We start from the raw sequence: 17,168 nt of genomic DNA, 5'->3' as shown, positions 1-17,168 counted from the left end.
CCCCCGGCCACACCCGCACGGCGGCGACGGGTGTTTCGGTGACGTGCCAGCAGCATACCCGTGGGGTACGACATAAAACTGCGTCGGTTGTCACCTAATGATCTTGTTGAATATGTGTGTCACGCAGGTCAGCTAGGGTGGCGCCATGCCGAGCCGACGCCTTCGTCTCCCGCTGGTGGCCACCGCCGCGACGGTCGTGCTGGGCGGCGCGTTGGTCGTCGCCGGTTTCTCCCCGTTTTCGCCCGGTGAAAAAGAACCGGCTTCGCTCGCGGTGCCCGTTTCGCCGTCCGGTGCAAGGATTTCCCCGTCCGCGGCGCCGTCGCCCACGGTCAGCGTCGCCCCCAGCCTCGGAACTGCGGCGTACGTCACGGCCTCACCCAAGCCGAAGGCGTCCGCGCCCACGCAGCACGTCGACATCCACGTGAACTGTAAGGACGGCAACGACAACAACAAGGGAACGCTGGCTGAACCGCTGCGCACGATCGGGGCCGCCACGTCCCGCTCGCTCGACGCCGGCACGGTTGTCGGCCTGGCCCGCGGGTGCACGTGGCAGACCACTGTGGAGCTTCGTGGCGACGGCACCAAAGCCAAACCGGTCAAACTCACCGCGTACGGGTCAGGAGCACTGCCGGTCATCAACGGCGGCAAAGCGGACCAAGAGAGCGTCGTGCTGCTCACCGGTCAGTACCAGATCGTCGAGAACATCCGGGTCACCAACGCCCTGAAGAACGGCATCGTGGTGCACGGCCCGAACAGCGGCGTCCGGTCCAGCACCGTCGACAAGTCCGGCGTCGGCGTGCAGTTCCGCTCCCCCGGCACCTGGGCCGACAAGGTGACCGTGCGCGACCTGAGCATGGTGCGCGACACCCCCGGCGGCGACGACGACTACGGCGCGGTCGGCTTCCTGGTCGAGGCGCACGACGTCGAGATCGGGCACAGCAGCTGCACCAACTGCCGGGCCCCGAGCAACGACTACGGTCACGACGGCGGCTTCGTCGAGGTGTGGAACAACGCCGACAACCTCGACGTGCACCACAGCACCGGCTCGAACACCCAGGGCATCCTCGAGATCGGCGCCGACCAGCCCGACTCGTCGGCGCGCAACATCAAGCTGCGCAACAACAAGTTCACCAACTCGCACGGCGGCCTGGTGCTGCACACCGACAACAACTTCGCCATCGCCGACGCCCAGATCGCCATCACCGGCAACACCATCTCGAGCACGGGCTCGCAGGACCCGCCCATCCTCGACGGCGACCTGAGCACGGTCACCTTCACCAGCAACACGGTGTCGACGGCCAGCTTCGTCGCCCACCAGACGCCGGCCAGCCACCGCTGCAACGCCATCACCCTGCGCGGCGGGGCCGAGGTCGGCTATCAGCGCCACAGCTCCGAAAAGCTCGGCGGCAAGGCGTCCTGCTAGACGCGGGCGGCGCGCTTGGTCCGGCACATCGCGGCGTCGGCCGCGGTCAGCACCTCGTCCGGTGACTGGCCGGCCCGGCCCAGCGCGTAGCCGATGCTGCCGGCGGCCGTGACCGGCCGCCGCCACCGTCCGGCCCGGGGGCGGATCGGTTGCCGCGTACGCTCGCCGGCATGGAGCTCGGGCTGGGGACCTGGCGGCGGGACCCGGGCACGGTGGTGCGGCGCGGGGTCACGGTGCCCGAGGGGGATCCGGCGGCCGGCGCGATCGTGGCCGAGTCCGAGGTGCCCGGGGTGGCGACGGAGTGGGCGCCGCACGCGCATCCGATGCATGTGCTGGTGTGGGTGCGCGGCGGCACTCTGACCTCGCGGATCGGGAACCGGATCTTCACCGTGCCGCCGGGGTTCGGGCTGTGGCTGCCGGCCGGGGTGGTGCACGGCGGGCGGCTGACCGCGGCGGCCGAGTTGCACGATGCCTTCTTCGCGCCCGACCGCACGCCGGTCGAGTTCGGCGGGCCGACGCCGATCACGATGACTCCGCTGCTGGAGTCGCTGTTGTTCCGGCTGGCGCAGCGAGATCTGGAAGCCGGGGCGCGGGCGCGCACCGAAGCGGTCGTGTTCGACGTGCTCGATCCCTCGGAACGGCAGTTCGCCCTGGCCCTGCCGGGCGACCGCCGCATCGACCCGATCGCCGAGGCGCTGCTGGCCGATCCGGCCGACGACCGCGGCCTGCTGGAGTGGGCGAACGAGCTGGGGTTGAGCGACCGGACGATCACCCGGGCCTTCCGCGAGGCGACCGGGCTGTCGTTCGCGCAGTGGCGGCAGGCGCTCCGGGTGCACGAGGCGCTGAAGCTGCTGTCGGACGGCGTCGACGTGCAAGGGGTGTCGGAACGGCTCGGGTACTCGCAGCCGAGCACGTTCATCGCGGCCTTCCGGCGGGTGATGAAAGTGACGCCGGGAGCCCTCATGTCCGAAATCCCGTATCGCCTGTCCTGAGTGCGGGATTGCCGACAAGTTGATCATCACCTAGCCTCCGTAAGGCAAGGCAAACCTTACTTGTACGGAGACGGTCGATGTCCCTTCGCGGTGATCACCTGGTGCTGCGCTACGGCAGCACCACGGTGGTCCATGACGTCGAGGTGGTGCTGACGTCCGGGCGCGTGACGGCCCTGGTCGGGCCGAACGGCAGCGGCAAGTCGACCCTGCTGCGCGCGCTGGCCCGGTTGCACCGGGTCGACGGCGGCGAGGTGGCGCTCGACCAGCGGAAGGTCACGCTGCTCAGCGCGCGGGAGTTCGCCCGCGAGGTCACCCTCTTCTCGTAGTCGCGGCAGGCCCCGCACGGGCTGACCGTCAGCGAGGTCGTCGCGTTCGGGCGCCATCCGCACCGGCGGCGCTTCGCCGGGCCGTCGGCGGCCGACCGGAGCGCGGTCGACCACGCCATGCGCGTGACCGGCGTACGGGAAATGGCCGAACGACCGGTCGGCGAGCTTTCCGGCGGCGAGATGCAGCGCGTCTGGCTCGCCGCCTGCCTGGCCCAGCAGACCGGGGTCGTGCTGCTGGACGAGCCGACCAACCACCTCGACCTGCGCTACCAGATCGAGACGCTCGACCTGATCCGCGACCTGGCCGACGAACACGGCGTCGCCGTCGGCGTGGTGCTGCACGACCTGGATCACGCCGCGCGGGTCGCCGACACGCTCCTGCTGCTGCACGCCGGCCGCGTCCACGCCGCCGGCGACCCCCTCCACGTGCTCACCGCCGAGCATCTCAGCGAGGTCTACGGCCTGCGCGTCGAGGTCGAAGCCGACCCGCGCACCGGCCGCCTCCGCATCGACCCCGTCGGGCGGCATCCCGCCCGTACCTCTTCAGGAGCGACATGATCCGCCTCACGCGCCTGGCGGCGACCCTCGTCGTGGCCGCAGCCGCGATCACCGCCTGCGGCACCACCACCGTCGAGCCCGCCGCCGAGAACACGGCCCCGCCCGCGTCCCAGACGTGCGCCGACGACACCACCAAGACCTCGACCGACCCGGTGTCGATGACCGACGGCGTCGGCCGCAAGGTCGAGCTGGCCAAGCCGGCCCAGCGGGTCGCCGTGCTGGAGTGGCAGCAGACCGAGGACCTGCTCACGCTCTGCCTCAACCCGGTCGCGGTGGCCGACCCCAAGGGTTACGGCACGTACGTGAAGGCGGAACCGCTGCCGGCCGGTGTCGCCAACGCCGGCGAGCGCGGGGAGCCCGACTTCGACGCGCTCTACGCGACCAACCCCGACCTGATCGTGGTCGAGGCGTTCAAGGCCGACGACGAGCTGATCACCAAGCTCGAGAAGCGCGGCGTCCCCGTGCTGGCCACGGTCGGGGCGGACGCCAAGGGCCAGATCGCCAACATGAAGAAGGTCTTCTCGATGATCGGCCAGGCCACCGGCCGGACCGAGCGCGCGGATCTCGTCCTGAAGCAGTTCGATCAGCATCTGGCCGAGGCCAAGCAGAAGGTCACGGCGACCGGTGACTTCCTGTTCTTCGACGGCTGGATCGAGGGCGGGAACGTGGTCATCCGTCCGTACGGCAAGGGTGCGCTCTTCACCGAACTCGGCGAGCAGCTCGGCTTGACCCCGGCCTGGACTGACAAGATCAATTCGGCGTACGGCAGTGGCGGGGTCGACCCGGCGTACGGGCTCGCGCAGACCGACATCGAGGGGCTGACCGCCGTCGGCGCCGCCACCCTGTTCTACTCCGACGACGAGACCCCCGACAGCTACGTCAAGGAACTGACCAAGAGCCCGATCTGGACCGCGCTGCCCGCCGTCAAGGAGAAGCGCGCGTACGCCTTCCCGGCCGGGGTGTGGGGCGCCGGCGGCCCGAAGTCGAACGAGCAGGCGATCGACGCGTACGTGAAAATTCTGACCCGGAAGTGAAAGGTGTGCGCGGGGCGGCCGTCCTGGCCGTCCTGCTCGTCGCCGTGCTGGCCGTCGGCGCGTGGCACCTGACGCAGGGGACGTCCGGCATCGGGCTCCTCGACCTGCTGCAGGGCGACGTGGACGGCATCCTGCTCGGCTCCCGGGTGCCGCGGCTGCTGGCCGGCGTCGCGGTCGGGGTGGCGCTCGGCTCGGCCGGCGCGCTGCTGCAGTCGGTCACCCGCAACGCGCTGGCCGCCCCGGACACGCTGGCCGTCACCGCCGGCTCGTACTTCGCGCTGTGCCTGGTCGCCGCGTTCGGGCTGGCCGTGCCGGTGTGGGCCTCGGGCGCGGTGGCCTTCACCGGCGGTCTGCTTGCTGCGTCCTTGGTGCTCGGCCTGGTCGGCGCCGCCTCGGGCACCGCGTCGACCCGGCTGATCCTGGCCGGGTCGGCGGTCGCGATGGCCCTCGACGCGGCCACGGCGATGCTGCTGATCCTGTTCAAGGAGAGCACGACCGGCCTGTACGCGTGGGGCAGCGGCTCGCTGGCCCAGCTGAACCTGGACGCGGCCACCCGCGCCGCCCCCGTCATCGTCGTCGTGCTGGTGGCCGCCCTGCTGCTGGCCCGGCGGCTCGACGTGCTCGGCCTGGGCGACGACGCGGCCGCCTCGCTGGGCGTGCCGGTCCGCTCGACGAGGGTCCTCGCGGTGCTGTGCGCGGTGCTGCTGACCAGCATCTCGGTGACGCTGGCGGGGCCGCTGGCCTTCGTCGGGCTGGCCGCGCCGGTGGCGGTGCGGCTGGCCGCCAACCGGATCAGCGCGCTCGGCCGGCACGCGTTTCTGATCCCGGCCTGCGGGCTGGCCGGCGCGCTTCTGGTGCTGCTGGCCGACGCCGTGCTGCGGGCGGTCATGGGCGCCCAGGCGGCCGCCTCGATCCCCACCGGAGTTCCGACCTCCCTGCTCGGGGCCGTGGTCATCGTGATCCTGGCCCTCCGGCTGCGGGACACCGGGATCGTGCCCCGGGCGTACGTGGCGGTCCGCTCGCGGCGGCGCTTCCTCACGGTCGTGGTGGTCGCGGCGGTGCTGCTGGCCGCGGCCGCGGTGACCGGTCTGCTGGCGGGCAGCTTGTGGTTGCGTACGGGCGACATCGCGCTGTGGCTGCAGGGCACTGCACCCGATCTGATCGGCCGCGCGCTCGATGACCGGGCGCCCCGCGTGGCGGCGGCCATCACTGCCGGGGCCGCGCTCGCCCTGGCCGGAACCGTCGTGCAGGGCACGGTCCGCAACCCGCTGGCCGAGCCGGGCGTCCTCGGCATCACGGCCGGCGGCGGCCTGGGCGCGGTGTTCGTGGTGACCTCGGGCCTCGGCGGCCGGACGGCGCTGATCGTCTGTGCGGTGGCCGTCGGGCTGGCCACCTTCGGGCTCATCGCCGTGCTGGCCTGGCGCGGCGGGCTGCTGCCCGACCGGTTCCTGCTGATCGGCATCGGCTGCGGCTACGCGCTCAGCGCCGTCAGCACGTTCCTGCTGCTGCGGGCCGACCCGTGGGACACGCCGCGCATCCTGACCTGGCTGTCCGGCACCACCTACGGCCGCACGTTCGCCGACGTCGCGCCGGTCGCCGTGGTGCTGCTGCTCGCGACGCCGATCGTGGTGGGGCTGCGCCGCCAGCTCGACCTGCTGGCGATCGACGAGGACACCCCCAAGATCTTCGGCGTACGGCGGGAGGGCGCGCGGTTGTCCCTACTGACCGCGGCAGCGGTCGCGGCGGCGGTCAGCGTGATCGCGGTCGGCGTGGTGGGCTTCGTCGGGCTGGTCGCCCCGCATCTGGCCCGCGGTCTGGTCGGCGTACGGCACGGACGGATCGTCCCGGTCGCCATGCTGCTCGGCGCTCTGCTCGTCTCGGTGGCCGACACCCTCGGCCGTACGCTGATCGCGCCCTCGCAGATCCCGGCCGGGCTCATGATGGCCCTGATCGGCGCCCCGTACTTCGTGTGGCTGCTGCGGTCACAAAGTCGCGGACCAGCCCGCTGACCAGCTCGGGCCGCTCGGCCACCAGGTGATGCGTGGTCCCCGGCACGGCACAGAGCTGCGCGCCGGGAATCGACGCGGCGATGAGCAGGCTGTGCCCGGGCGGAATCGTGTCCCGGTCGCCCGACATGATCAGCGCCGGAGCGTCGATGCGGGCGAGCTCTTTCGGCTCGATGTGCGGTTCGCTGGTCCAGAGGCGAAAGAGCTTTCCCAGTACGACGTCAGCGTGCGCAGCCCCGTCGGGGGACAACCGCTCGTAGTGCATCCGCTCGACATCCGGCCCCGGCTCCGCCGCCTCCTCCTTCGACAGCGCCCCGCCGGTGTCGCCGAACGCCGACGGATCGAGGTTCCCACTGATCGCGGTCAACGAGCGCACCCGCCCCGGGTGGTCGAGGGCCAGCAGCAACCCGATGATCGCCCCGTCGCTGTACCCCACGACGTGAGCCGACTCCAGCCCGACCGCGTCGAGGTAGCCGAGGGTGTCGGCCACCATCCGCGCGTACCCGTACTCCCCCGCGATGTCGGCCGACCGCCCGTGCCCGGGCCGCTCGAAGGCGTACACCCGGTGATCGCCCACCAGCGCATCCGAGGTCACCCGCAGCGACTCGAGCGAGCAGAAACCGCCGTGCAGCAGCAGAACGGGCTCGCCCTCTCCGTCGACTTCCGAGTAAAGGTCAACGTCGCCGATCCGCAGGTAGGGCACCCGCCCCAGCGTAGTCACGACTTCAGCCTCCGAGCCGGACCGGAGGCTCATAAGCTCGGGTCGTGGTTGAAGACGCCGCCGACACCATCGACTTCAGCGTCGAGGACCCGGAACGACCGTTCGAGCCCTGGCTCGCCGGCTACGTGGCCCGCATGGCCGAGCCGGACGCCCTGGCGCCGGCCGGGCCGCTCGGCGCCGAGTGTTCGACGGCGGCCGACGATCTCGTCCGCGAGCTCGAGGCCGTCAACAGCGAGGACCGGTGGAGACGCTTCACCCGCAAGCTGGCGCTGAGGGTGCTGGACGCCTACTGGCACGACGACGAGGGCGAGATCTGGACCGAGGACGACCCGGACCGGCCGTTCGCCCGCTGGCTGGCCGACCGCCTGGACGACGGGGCGATCGTCGTGCCGCAGGGCAGCATCGGGGCGCAGTGCCGCGACGCCGCCTACGACCTGGTGACCCGCCTGCGCGAGAACGCCGGCCCGGACAGCCGCACCGAGTTCGTCCGCATCCTCGCGGGCCTTCTCTACCGCTCCTACATCGACGACTACTGGGTCGAGGTGACCCCGCCGTACCGATGAGGGTCAGCCGCCCGCTCCCGGGCCGGGTGGGACGCCGGTGACGGCCCAGGTCTCGCGGCCGATCAGGTCGGCCAGCGCGACGCCGTCGGCGTCACGGTTGACCAGGATGACGCCGACCCAGCCGGTGTCCGGGTAGATGGTCCAGTTGGCGCCGACGCCGGGGTTGCCGCCGGCCCGCTGCTGCACCCACTGGCCGCCGGCGATCTCGACCGCGAGCCCGTACGCCCCGAACGAGGCCGGGCCGTGCGGGAGCTTGGGGGCGAACAGCACGTCGCGCCACGGGCGGTCCAGCAGCGTGCCGTCGCTCAGGGCCCGCGCGAACCGCACCAGGTCGGGGGCGCTGGCGAAGCCGCCGTCGCCCGGGGCGTCGACGAACGCGCGGCCCGGGTTCTTGCCCAGCACGTACGGGTAGGGGCTGCCCTGGCCGAGGTTCCGCAGGGCGTCCACCACGCCGCCGCCGGCCACTTTCATGTACGGGTGCGCGATGTCCCGCCCGGTGAGCCACTGCGGCCGCGTGTGGAAGGCCGAGCTGGTCATGCCACTGCGCTCGAAGATGTTCCGGCGGACGTAGTCCCAGTACGTCGTGCCGGTCACCGCCTCCACGATCAGCGCGGCCAGCGTCACCTCGGCCTCGGCGTGGGTGGTGGTCGGCAGACCCGGCACGCCGGCCAGGGTCGCCTGCCGGGCCCGCCGCTGATAGAACGCGTGCACCTCGTCGCGGCTGCGGAACACCCGGCCCACCTCCTCGGGCGGCGTGTCCAGCCCCGAGGTGCCCGAGAGCAGGTGGTGCACGGTGACGCGCTCGGCGATGTCCTGGCTGAAGCCGGTCAGGTGCTTGCCCACCGGGTCGGACAGGGCGAGCGCGCCCCGCTGGGCCAGCTGCAGCATGGCCACCGCGTGGAACGGCTTGCCGGCCGACGTGAGGCTGAACGCGGTGCCCTCGTGGTTGCGGATCCGCCTCTCCCGGTCGGCCCAGCCGTAGCTGCGCGACAACACCGTACGGCCGCGGTGCGAAAGCAGCACCACGCCCGAGAACTTGCCCTCGGCGGCCAGACCCGCCACGTACTTGTCGTATGCCTCGACCGCCCCGGCGCCCGGTGGCATCGGCCCGGCCCGGCCGATCCCGGCCACCAACGCGCTGCCGCCGAGGATCAGTGGTCGCCGACCTATCTGCTTGTCCATTCCTCCACTGAAGACAGCCTGACGTTGCGGCGGCGTATGCGCTTCCCGATACGCGGGCGATACGAGCCCGTCTACAGTTGCGGAGACGTCTCCGGGTGAGGGAGTGAGCCATGGTTCGAGCTGACGCGCGGGAGAACCGCGCGCGGATTCTGGCCGCCGCCCGGGCGGCGTTCGCCGAGGACGACAACGCGTCGATGAATCAGATCGCCCAGCGGGCCGGCGTCGGGCCGGGCACGCTGTACCGCAACTATCCGTCGCGCGAGGCGCTGATCCTGGAGATCTATGCCGACGAGGTCGGCCGGATCATCGGCTCGGCCGACGGGCTGCTCGCCGGGCACGCGCCTCGCGAGGCGTTGCGGCTCTGGACGACCGAACTGGTCGACGCCATGCGGCAGAAGCACGCGTTCGGGGCCGCCCTCAGCCCGGACGCGCACAAGTCGATCACCGAGCAGACGTACGGGCCGGTGATCGACGTCATCACCCGGCTGCTCGACGCGGGCAAGCGTGACGGCAGCATCCGCGCCGACGCCGAGCCGGGCGACTTTCTGCAGTTCACCGGCGCTCTCTGGCGGGCCGCCCCCGAGCGGACCCAGCCCATGCTGGCGCTGCTGCTCGACGGTCTATCCGGAGAATTCTCCGCTTAACTCTGGCATAAGTGGAGAGGTCTCCAGTACCGTTGGGGCATGACTGACGTATTGGTTACCGGCGGCTCGGGTTACATCGGCAGCTACTGCGTGCTGGCGCTGCTGAACGCGGGGTACGCCGTGCGCACGACCGTGCGCGATCTGGCTCGCGAGCCCCAGGTGCGCGCGATGCTCAAGGCCGATTCCGGCGCGCAACTGACGTTCGTACGGGCCGATCTGCAGAACGATGAAGGCTGGGCCGAAGCCGTGGCGGGCTGCGACCACGTGCTGCACGTCGCCTCGCCCACGCTGACCCAGGTGCCGCGCGACGACGACGAGATGGTGCGCCCGGCGATCGACGGCACACTGCGGGTGCTGCGAGCGGCGCGCGAGGCGGGCGTACGGCGGGTGGTGATGACCTCGGCGATCGGGGCCATCGCCTACGGCCACCCGCCGCGCGACACCCCGTTCACGGAGCAGGACTGGACGAACGTGGACGCGGACATCGCCCCGTACCAGAAATCGAAGACGCTGGCCGAGCGGGCCGCCTGGGACTTCGTGAACGGCGAGGGCCGCGGGCTGGAACTGGCCACGGTCAACCCGACGGCCGTGCTGGGCCCGGTGCTCGGCCCGGACTACTCGCCGTCGCTGAACTCGATCGCGAGCATGCTCGACGGCTCGGCGCCGGCCCTGCTGAAGTTCGCCACCGGCTACGTCGACGTGCGCGACGTCGCCTCGCTGCATCTGCTCGCCATGACCGAGCCGGCCGCCGCGGGCGAGCGGTTCATCGCCACCGCCGGGCACAGCCTCTGGCAGCGGGACATCGCCGCCATCCTGCGCGCGCGGCTCGGTGAGCGGGCGGCCAAGGTGCCGACCCGCGAGATGCCGCTCGTGGTGGCCCGGGGCCTGGCCAAGGTGAACCCGCAGATGGGCGCCCTGCGTCTGCTGCTGGGACGCAACCTCGACGCGACCTCGGCCAAGGCGGAACGCCTGCTCGGCTGGAAGGCCCGCCCGATCGAGGACACGATTGTCGAGACGGCCGAGAGTCTGCTCGCCCTGCGCGAGAGCTGAAGGGTCGGCACGGCTCCGCCAAGCCGTGCCGACCGGAGCGTGTGCCTAGGCCCGCGGGCGCGGCTCGGCGCCGACCTCGTACGGGATGGGCTCCCAGTTGAGGTTCTTGCCGACCGTGTCGTCGCCCTCGATCTCGGCCGCCACGTCGCGGATGTTGAGGCCGGCGTTCTTGGCCTCGAGCCGCGTCTCGTCGTCGTAGATCGAGGCCCGGAACGAGTTGACCATGTACGTGCGGGTCTTCATGTACTCGACGTAGCGGTTGTGGTGGGCGTCGTCGAGGCCCAGCGCGGCGAAGACCGCGAGCCGGTCGCCGTCGGCCTTGGCGATGCGCCACTGCGGGATGTTCGGGATGTCCTTGGGCTCCGGGTGCACCCACTTGGGGAACTTGTACAGGACGCCGTTGCCGCTGTGGGTGGTGCGCATGCTCCACACCGCGAGGTCACCCGGGCGCGTACGGACGTAGACGTTCTGCCCGAAGTTGTGGTCGGCCGTGTTGTGCGACTTGGCGCGCAGGTTCAGGCCGCCGGTGTGCCGGTAGTGGTCCTGCAGGTAGATGCCGAAACGCAGCAGCGTGTAGCGGCCCTTCCAGTCCGGCCCGTTGCCGTCCTTGCGGTCCACGTTGTCCTTGTGGAAGCCGCGCTGGCCGGAGTTGATCGTGTACGAGCTGTCGCCCGAGTACCAGATGTCGTCGCTGCCGAGCAGCTGGCGGGCGACGCTGACGAACCGGCCGTCGGTCAGCGAGCTGCGCATCTTCGGGTTGGAGAGCAGATCGCCGGGACCACGGCCGCGGGAGGCGAAGGCCGCCTCACGGAAACCCTTGATCTCGTCGCGCGAGTAGACGTTACGAATGATCTGGTAACCGTTCTCCCAGAACGCATTCACATCGACGGAAAGATCTTTGGCCATTGATTCCTCACCCGATTGCTCGCCTTGATATCACCGAAGGCAACGAAGCCGATTCGGCTCCCCCGTTGCACGCAGTGAAGCTTCGGCGGCCGTGACGGCCGGCACAACGGCCGGTTCGGGGAAAACTGGCCGTTCCCCCGCCGTGAAACCTCATTGAAGCCGAAGTGAAGCCGGGTCGAGCTGAGCGCCGTGCCGGCCGTACAGCCCGGCCAGCGGGCTCACCCGGTAACGATCGTGGTAGATCTGCTCGACCAGGTGCACACCGACCAGGCGATCGAGATGCTGGCGTACGGCCGGGACCGGCATCATCGCCACCTCGGCCGCCCGCGCCGTCGTGAACGCCTCGCTGGTGTGCACGGCCAGGCTGCGCATCAGCTCGGCGGCGTCGGGGTCGAGCCGCCGGTACGACCACGAGAGCGAGCGCAGCAGCGACCCCGAGCCGCCGTCACCGGCGTCGAGGGCGGTCAGCCTGTCCGCCTCGTCGCGCAGCTCGGCAATCCACGACGAGGGTGACACGTGCGGCAGCCGGGCCATGCGCTCGGCCAGAATGCGCAACGCCAGCGGCGTACGGTCGCACAACTCCCCCAGCCGGGCCGCCTCTTCCGTGCCCGGCTTGAGGCCGAGCAGGGACGACGCCTCGGCCGGCTCGAGGCGGGGCACGGTCACCCGTACCGCGCCGTCCAGCGCCACCAAGCCGCGCAGCTGGTTGCGGCTGGTGATCACGGCGGTCGCAGCCGGGCCGGGCAGCAGCGGGCGCACCTGCACGGCGTCGAGCGCGTTGTCGAGCAGGACGGCCAGCTGCCGGGTCGCGGTGAGCGAGCGGAACAGCTGGGCCCGGGCCGCGACGCCCGGCGGCACCTCGGCGGCGGCCACGCCCAGGCCCTCGAGCAGCACGGCCAGCGCGTCCGACGGGTCCAGGGGCGGCTCCTCGGCGTACCCGCGAAGGTCCACATAGAGCTGCCCGCCGGGATAGTCGCCGGCGATGTCGTGCAGCCACCGCACGGCCAGGGCCGACTTGCCGATGCCGGCCGGCCCGTCCAGCACGATCACGGCGGCCGCCTCGTCCCGGTGCCAGTCGAGGGTGGCGAACTCCTCGGCCCGCCCGACGAAATGCAGGGGCCCCGACGGCAGCGTGTGCGGAGCCACGGCCGGCGCCGCCGCGACCTGCACCGGAGCGGCCGCCTCGGACAGCAGCGGATGCAGCCCGGAGCCGCGCAGGATCTGCTGGTGGACCTCGCGCAGCTCGCCGCCGGGCTCGACGCCCAGCTCGTCGATGAACCGGTGGGACACCGTGTGGTAGGCGCTGAGCGCCTCGGCCTGCCGCCCCTGCCGGTACAGCGCGGCCATGAGCTGCACCCAGAAGCGTTCCCGGAAGGGGTGTTCGACGGTCAGCCGGCGCAGCTCGGGCACGATGCCCTCGGCCCGGTGCAGCAGCAGGTCGACCTCGATGCGCCGCTCCAGCGCGAGCAGCCGGCGCTCGTTGAGCGAGGGCAGGTCCATCTCGTGCAGCCACGGCGAGGCGACGTCGGCGCAGGCCGGCCCGCGCCACAGGTCAAGCGCCTCGCGCAGCAGCCGGGCCTGGGCGTCCAGGCTCGAGACGGTTCCGGCCTCGGCGACCAGCCGGTCGAACACGTGCATGTCGAGTTCGTCCGGTTCGACGAGCAGCGAATAACCGGCCGGACCGGTCACCACCGAACCCGGCCAGGGCAGCTCGTGGCGCAGCCGCACAATGTTGGTCTGCACCACCCGGCGCAGCGAGTTCGGGGCCTCGCCGGGCCACATCCGCTGGGCCAGCTGGGCCACCGACAGCTGCTGGTTGGCGTGCAGCAACAGCGCGGCCAGCAGCGTGCGGACCTTGCCGCCGGTCACCGGGCGGGTCTGCTGCTCGTGCTCCACCAGAAGCGGACCGAGGATCTGATACCGCATGCCTACCTTCCCCCGCGGCACACGCCACCCCGCGCCACCCGCACCCAACCGGGAACGAACGGGGCAAAAACGCCGCGGAGCCACGGCCGAACGTTTCGACGAACCTGAAACCTGAGCAGACCGTAGACACCTCGGCTCCGCCCCGCTACCCCGTCGCGGCCGCGTTGTTGACCGGCAATCGGTCAATTCATATCGCGCAAACTCTCAGAAGAATTGACCTTGGCCAATCGTCAGGGCCGCGCGAATCTGATCAATGCCGCACCGCGTTCCGGGATCGAACAGGTCGTCGATCACCGAGCGCAGGAAGCCGGGCCGCCCGGCCGACGCCGCGAACAGGGTCGCGCCCAGCGCCACCAGGTCGCCGTCCCGGGTCGGTTCGGCCACGCCGCCCTCGGCCCCGAACAGCAGGACCACCCGGTCGTCGTCGAACAACTGCACCGTGCCGGGCTGGACGTTGCCGTGCACCACCCCGGCCGCGTGGGCCGCCTCGATCGCGTCGAGCAGCCGCAGACCGATCCGGCAGACCTGGTCGAGCGGCAGGCGTCCCTCGGCCCGGATCGCGTCGGCCAGCGTCCGGCTCCCGAGTGGGCGGCGCGCCGGCGCGTACGAGACAGCTGTCATGCCCTGACCCTCCCGCGCGCCGGGCCGGTTGTCGTCAGGGCAGGCACCCAACGGCGATACCGGCTAGCCGGTATCGCCCTAGGATCTTGGCGTGCTCACTGACCTCTCGCTGGACCAGCTCGCCACCTACCGCAGCACGCAGACCGCGCCCGGCGGCTTCGACGAGTTCTGGGCCGGGACCCTGGCCGAGGCGGCCGCCCACGACATCGACGTGCGCCTGCGTGCGGTCCCGACGGGCCTCAAGACCATTTCCACGTACGACGTGACCTTCCGGGGTTATGCGGGGCAGGACGTCAGCGGCTGGCTACGGGTGCCCACCCACGCCACCGGCCCGCTGCCCGCGGTCGTGCAGTACGTCGGGTACGGCGGCGGGCGCGGCCACGAGCTCGAGAACCTGCTGTGGGCCTCGGCCGGCTTCGCCCATCTGCAGATGGACACGCGCGGGCAGGGCTCGGGCTGGAGCCTGGGCGTCACCCCCGACGAAGCCACGGCGTCGCCCCAGGTGCCGGGCGTGATGACCCGCGGCATCCTCGACCCGGCCACCTATTACTACCGGCGCATGTTCACCGACGCCGTCCGGGCCGTCGACGCGGCGCGCTCGCTCGAGCAGGTGGACAACGACCGGATCGCCGTGCTGGGCGGCAGTCAGGGTGGCGGCAACGCGCTCGCGGTGGCCGGGCTGCGCTCCGACCTGGCCGCGGTGGTGGCCTTCGTACCGTTCCTGTCGGATTTCCCGCGCGCCTTGCGAGTGACGGAGTCGTATCCGTACAAGGAAATCATCGACTATCTGGTCGTGCACCGCACCGAGGTGGAGCAGGTGCACCGGACGCTGCAGTTCTTCGACGGGGTCAACTTCGCCGGCCGGGCGACCGCGCCCGCGCTGTTCTCGGCCGCGCTGCGCGACACCGTCTGCCCGCCGTCGACCGTGTTCGGCTCCTACCACGAGTACGGCGGCGAGAAGCAGATCGAGGTGTGGGAGTACAACGGTCACGAGGGCGGCGCGATCCTCGACGAGCAGAAGGCCCTCGAGTTCCTGCGTACGCGTCTCGGCGACCCCTGATGAGCCGGCCGATCATTCCCGGCTTCCACCCGGACCCGAGCGTGTGCCGGGTCGGCGACGACTACTACCTCGTCTGCTCCAGCTTCGAGTACTTCCCTGGCGTGCCGCTGTTCCACAGCCGTGACCTGGTGAACTGGCGGCAGATCGGCAACGTGCTCGACCGGCCGTCCCAGCTGCCGCTGCCCGCGGACACCGAGGCGTCGGGCGGCATCTACGCCCCGACGCTGCGCCACCACGACGGCCGGTTCTGGATGATCACGACGAACACTTCGGCCGGCGGCAACTTCCTGGTCACGGCCGAGAACCCGGAAGGCCCGTGGAGCGACCCGGTCCGGATCGACCTGCCCGGCATCGACCCCGACCTGACCTGGGGCGACGACGGTTCCTGCTGGTGCATGGTGTCGGGCACGCAGGTCGCGCGCATCGACCCGGCCACCGGCCAGGTGCTCGACGGCCCGTTCCCGGCCTGGGCGGGCACGGGCCTGCAGTATCCGGAGGCGCCGCACCTCTACCGGATCGGCGGCTGGTGGTACCTGATGATCGCCGAGGGCGGCACCGAACGCGGGCACACCGTGGCCATGGCCCGGGCCCGGACGCCGCTCGGCCCGTGGGAGCCGGCCCCGCACAACCCGCTGGTGACCCACCGCAGCACCGACAACCCGATCCAGAGCACGGGCCATGCCGACCTCGTGGAGGACCCCGACGGCAACTGGTGGATGGTTCTGCTGGCCACGCGCCCGCGCGGCAAGACGCCCGCCTTCCACGTGCTCGGCCGCGAGACGTTCCTGGCCCGCGTGCACTGGGCCGGCGGCTGGCCCGTGGTGGGCGAGGTCGGCGTGCCGAGCGGGCCTTCGCTGCCGGCGGAACGGGACGACTTCGACGCGGTAACCCTGGCCCCGCAGTGGATCTCGCCACGGCAGCGCCCGGACGACTCGTGGTCGCTGACCGAGCGGCCGGGCTGGCTCACCCTGCACGCCGGCGCGTTCGTCGGCCGCCGCCAGCAGCAGCACGACACCCGGGTGACGACCCGGCTGGACCCCGGGACGGCGTGCGCCGGTTTATCCGTACGCATGGACGACGCGCACCACTACGACCTGGAGATCACCGACGGCCAGGCCCGGGTGGTGGCCAGCATCGGCCCGGTTCGCCAGGTCGTCGCCGAGCAGCCGGTGCCGCCTGGCTCGCTCGACCTGACCGTCGAGACCCGTACGCACGAGTCCTTCCAAGGGCCGGACAGGATCACGTTCCGCGTCGGCGACGGGCCGCCCCTGGCCGAATTGGACGGCCGCTACCTCTCCACCGAAGTGGCCACCGGCTTCACCGGGCGCGTGATCGGCCTGTACGTGACACGGGGATCGGCCGCCTTCGACTGGTACCGCACCGCCGCACCGTGAGCTCAGGGAACCGTTGACAGATCGCCGTTGCGCCAGGCGCCGGTGCCGGCTGTCACGGCTGTCCGGGCTCGCCGCCACTGACGGCGGGCGAGCTCACTCGGCGGGGTGTCCATCTGCTCGATGCGCCGCCGGGCCGCGGTGACGGCGCCGATCGTGGTGACGGCCGCACCGGCCAGCCCGATGATCCCGCCCACCACGGTGAGCGCGGCCCCGGTGATGAGAAGCGTGGAGGTGATCGGTCTGCTCATCCCCTCACTATCGACCACCCGGCCGCCGCCGGCCTCATTCGTTTCGGATGAGGTCGCTCGCCACGGGCCACTGATCATGATCTACTGCCGATCATGGAGCTGACCCCCGAGGAGAACCAACTGCTGGTCGCCGGCCTTCAGGCGGTGGGCAACAGTGTGAAGCGGGGCGCCGGGCAGGGAGCGAGCTTCGCGGCCCGGAGAATGCGTGCCGACATCTTCGAGACCGAGGTGGAGCTCCCGCTGTCGCTGCCGGCCGCCGCGGAGCTGGTCGGCCTGGCCCTGGATGCCCTCGGCACGAGGACAGCCGAGTCGCAAGCCGTCATGGGCTCGGGCGCGATGAACCTGAACCCGGCAGTCGTCACGGTGACGCTCCGCGAACAGGACGACACGGTCGTCGCCACGGTCCGCGGCGTGGCCAAGGAAGGCCTCATCCCCCAGCGCGCAGGCCGGAAAGCGGCCCGCCGAGTAGCCGAACAACTTCTGGGCGACCTGGACAGCTGACCCGTCTGCAGGG

The 17,168-nt window shown here is 71.5% G+C and carries 16 protein-coding genes and 1 pseudogene; 11 read left to right on the top strand and 6 right to left on the bottom strand.

The window, feature by feature from the left end; translation table 11 throughout:
* The first annotated feature begins 145 nt into the window (after positions 1-145).
* From OWR29_RS01675 to OWR29_RS01655, 5 genes and pseudogenes are all read left to right on the top strand, one after another.
* Positions 146-1,423 carry a hypothetical protein gene (locus tag OWR29_RS01675; RefSeq protein ID WP_267560456.1) on the top strand — a complete coding sequence of 426 codons (1,278 nt, stop codon included), beginning with the start codon at positions 146-148 and terminating at the stop codon, positions 1,421-1,423.
* Between the two features lie 170 nt (positions 1,424-1,593).
* On the top strand, positions 1,594-2,415 hold the full coding sequence (locus OWR29_RS01670; RefSeq protein WP_267560455.1) for a helix-turn-helix domain-containing protein: 822 nt from the start codon (positions 1,594-1,596) through the stop codon (positions 2,413-2,415).
* 77 nt (positions 2,416-2,492) lie between these two features.
* Positions 2,493-3,299, top strand: a pseudogene (locus tag OWR29_RS01665) (ABC transporter ATP-binding protein).
* Positions 3,296-4,333, top strand: coding sequence for an iron-siderophore ABC transporter substrate-binding protein (locus OWR29_RS01660; protein ID WP_267560454.1), 1,038 nt, complete (start codon positions 3,296-3,298; stop codon positions 4,331-4,333). The pseudogene OWR29_RS01665 and the gene OWR29_RS01660 overlap by 4 nt, the downstream one beginning before the upstream one ends.
* Positions 4,334-4,338: 5 nt before the next feature.
* On the top strand, positions 4,339-6,342 hold the full coding sequence (locus tag OWR29_RS01655) for an iron ABC transporter permease (RefSeq protein ID WP_267560453.1): 2,004 nt from the start codon (positions 4,339-4,341) through the stop codon (positions 6,340-6,342).
* Here OWR29_RS01655 and OWR29_RS01650 read toward each other — a convergent pair.
* Positions 6,269-7,060 (bottom strand): alpha/beta fold hydrolase, encoded by a 792-nt coding sequence (locus tag OWR29_RS01650; protein ID WP_267560452.1) that lies wholly within the window; start codon positions 7,058-7,060, stop codon positions 6,269-6,271. The two genes, OWR29_RS01655 and OWR29_RS01650, sit on opposite strands and share 74 nt — an antisense overlap.
* 44 nt (positions 7,061-7,104) lie before the next feature.
* Between OWR29_RS01650 and OWR29_RS01645 the strand changes: the two genes are divergently transcribed.
* A complete protein-coding gene (locus OWR29_RS01645; protein ID WP_267560451.1) occupies positions 7,105-7,623 on the top strand; it encodes a hypothetical protein in 519 nt (172 codons plus the stop codon).
* Between the two features lie 3 nt (positions 7,624-7,626).
* On the opposite strand, the gene OWR29_RS01640 is transcribed toward OWR29_RS01645, so the two are convergent.
* Positions 7,627-8,805, bottom strand: coding sequence for a serine hydrolase domain-containing protein (locus OWR29_RS01640; RefSeq protein ID WP_267560450.1), 1,179 nt, complete (start codon positions 8,803-8,805; stop codon positions 7,627-7,629).
* Positions 8,806-8,915: 110 nt separating this feature from the next.
* On the opposite strand from OWR29_RS01640, the gene OWR29_RS01635 reads away from it, so the two are divergent.
* Positions 8,916-9,449 (top strand): TetR/AcrR family transcriptional regulator, encoded by a 534-nt coding sequence (locus tag OWR29_RS01635; RefSeq protein ID WP_267560449.1) that lies wholly within the window; start codon positions 8,916-8,918, stop codon positions 9,447-9,449.
* 39 nt (positions 9,450-9,488) lie between these two features.
* Entirely contained in the window at positions 9,489-10,499 is a 1,011-nt protein-coding gene (locus tag OWR29_RS01630; protein WP_267560448.1) for an SDR family oxidoreductase, read from the top strand.
* A 45-nt stretch (positions 10,500-10,544) separates the two neighbouring features.
* On the opposite strand, the gene OWR29_RS01625 is transcribed toward OWR29_RS01630, so the two are convergent.
* The 3 genes from OWR29_RS01625 to OWR29_RS01615 all read right to left on the bottom strand — a co-directional run bounded on the left by OWR29_RS01625 (position 10,545) and on the right by OWR29_RS01615 (position 13,952).
* A complete protein-coding gene (locus tag OWR29_RS01625) occupies positions 10,545-11,405 on the bottom strand; it encodes a phytanoyl-CoA dioxygenase family protein (RefSeq protein ID WP_267560447.1) in 861 nt (286 codons plus the stop codon).
* A gap of 150 nt (positions 11,406-11,555) precedes the next feature.
* Positions 11,556-13,331, bottom strand: coding sequence for an AfsR/SARP family transcriptional regulator (locus tag OWR29_RS01620; protein WP_267560446.1), 1,776 nt, complete (start codon positions 13,329-13,331; stop codon positions 11,556-11,558).
* A gap of 204 nt (positions 13,332-13,535) precedes the next feature.
* The gene (locus tag OWR29_RS01615; protein ID WP_267560445.1) at positions 13,536-13,952 is read right to left on the bottom strand and encodes a protein kinase family protein; all 417 of its coding nucleotides are present in this window, start codon (positions 13,950-13,952) and stop codon (positions 13,536-13,538) included.
* Positions 13,953-14,043: 91 nt separating this feature from the next.
* Here OWR29_RS01615 and OWR29_RS01610 point away from each other — a divergent pair, with 91 nt between their 5' ends.
* Positions 14,044-15,012 carry an acetylxylan esterase gene (locus OWR29_RS01610; protein WP_267560444.1) on the top strand — a complete coding sequence of 323 codons (969 nt, stop codon included), beginning with the start codon at positions 14,044-14,046 and terminating at the stop codon, positions 15,010-15,012.
* Positions 15,012-16,406, top strand: coding sequence for a glycoside hydrolase family 43 protein (locus OWR29_RS01605; RefSeq protein ID WP_267560443.1), 1,395 nt, complete (start codon positions 15,012-15,014; stop codon positions 16,404-16,406). The genes OWR29_RS01610 and OWR29_RS01605 overlap by 1 nt, the downstream gene beginning before the upstream one ends.
* Positions 16,407-16,408: 2 nt before the next feature.
* Here the strand turns inward: OWR29_RS01605 and OWR29_RS01600 are convergent, their stop codons facing one another.
* Positions 16,409-16,654, bottom strand: coding sequence for a hypothetical protein (locus tag OWR29_RS01600; protein ID WP_267560442.1), 246 nt, complete (start codon positions 16,652-16,654; stop codon positions 16,409-16,411).
* 93 nt (positions 16,655-16,747) lie between these two features.
* On the opposite strand from OWR29_RS01600, the gene OWR29_RS01595 reads away from it, so the two are divergent.
* The gene (locus OWR29_RS01595) at positions 16,748-17,155 is read left to right on the top strand and encodes a hypothetical protein (protein ID WP_267560441.1); all 408 of its coding nucleotides are present in this window, start codon (positions 16,748-16,750) and stop codon (positions 17,153-17,155) included.
* Positions 17,156-17,168: the final 13 nt, after the last annotated feature.

It is taken from the genome of Paractinoplanes pyxinae (genome assembly GCF_026626335.1).
GTDB classification, from domain to species: Bacteria; Actinomycetota; Actinomycetes; order Mycobacteriales; family Micromonosporaceae; genus Actinoplanes; species Actinoplanes pyxinae.
The sequence above is the reverse complement of the archived record's forward strand: the minus strand, read 5'-3'. Positions and strand labels throughout refer to the sequence as shown.